Source organism: Streptomyces flavofungini, from assembly GCF_041028215.1.
In the GTDB taxonomy this organism is placed as follows: Bacteria; Actinomycetota; Actinomycetes; order Streptomycetales; family Streptomycetaceae; genus Streptomyces; species Streptomyces flavofungini_B.
Genome location: NZ_JASKYR010001264.1, coordinates 1 through 1,320 on the forward strand (window position 1 = coordinate 1; position 1,320 = coordinate 1,320).

At 75.9% G+C, this 1,320-nt stretch carries 1 protein-coding gene; it reads right to left on the bottom strand.

Going from position 1 to position 1,320, the window contains the following annotated elements; all coding sequences use genetic code 11:
• On the bottom strand, positions 1-1,317 hold a 1,317-nt coding region (locus AB8Z36_RS40305; protein WP_369218316.1), incomplete at its 3' end, for a hypothetical protein.
• Positions 1,318-1,320 lie beyond the last annotated feature (3 nt).

Consider the following 1,320-nt stretch of genomic DNA (forward strand, 5'->3'; position numbering starts at 1 on the left):
CTCCTCCCGGATGTGCGCCACCACGCGGGCCACCGTCGAGCGCACCGCCTCGGTCTCGGTGAGGAAGTGCCAGTAGTCGGGGTGGCGGCCTTCGAGGGAGGCGACCGCGCGGTCCAGGCGGGCCACCGAGTCGTCGAGCGGCCGTGCGTGCCGCGGCTCGGGGGTCGAGCGGCCCGCCATCGCCAGCCGCTGGGCGTCCCTGATCGCGAACCGGGTGCGCTCGATCTCCTGCTGCGGGTCCTTGGAGACGGCGTTGAGCCGCTGGAGCCGGTCGCCCGCGGCCGACACCGCCTCGTCCGTGTTGTTCAGGAGCGCACGGACCGTGGAGAGGAGGGCCGTCGCGTCCGGCCAGCGCTGCTCGTCGCGGGCCCGCTGGGCCTCCTTCAGCTTCGTCTCCGCCTGCCGCACGCTCTCCGCGGCCTGCTCGGGCACGCGCTGGAGGTCCTGCCAGCAGGCCAGGGCGAACCGCCGCCGCAGCTCGCTGAGGATCGGGTCGACCTGGCCGCTGCGCGTGGTCAGGGCCTGCGCGCGGGTACGCAGCGACACCAGCCGCCGGTCGATCTCGGAGGCGCGCTCCGGCAGCCGCTCGGCCTCGGCGCGCACCGACTCGGCGTCGCGCTGCACACGGTCGGCGCGCTGGAGCGTCTCCGGTACGCCGTGCTGCCCCGCGCCCTGGTTGAGCTTGGTCAGCTCGGGGGCGAGGGCGGCGAGGCGGGCCGCCAGGTCGTCGGCGCGCAGGCCCGCGGCGCGCACGGCGTCCAGGGCGTTGCTCGCGGCAAGCAGGGTCTGGCGGGCCCGCTCCACGGCGGGGGCGAGCCGGGCGAGCTGGGTCTCCGCCTTGTCCAGGAGCGGGCCGAGCCCCTGCCGGAACCGCTCCAGCTCCTGCTTGACCTTGTCCAGCTCGTCCTTGGCCCCGCTCAGCTCGGCCCGCGCGCGGGCCGCCACGGACGATTCGAGGTCGTCGCGGTCGAGGTCGTGCGCGTCGACCGCGCCGATGTACTGGTGGCTGACCTCGTCGATGCGCCGCCCCAGCGCCTCGAAGTCGGACACGGCGTGCCGGGCCGCGGGCGAGGAGTCGACGGCGGAGATCGTCTCGATGGAGATCCGCAGATCGCGCTGGGCGGTGTCCAGTTCGTAGAAGGCGGCGGCAGCGGCGTCCTTGGCGGCCTGCGCCTCCGCGCGCACGCTCTCGCCGCGCCCGCCGAACCACCGCCGCGTGCCGCCGCCCGCGAAGGCGGCCGGGGCGGTGGCGGCGAGCAGGGGCAGGGGAAGCAGTACGAGGGCGAGCACGCCGCGGACGTCACGCAGAACCCCCACGAG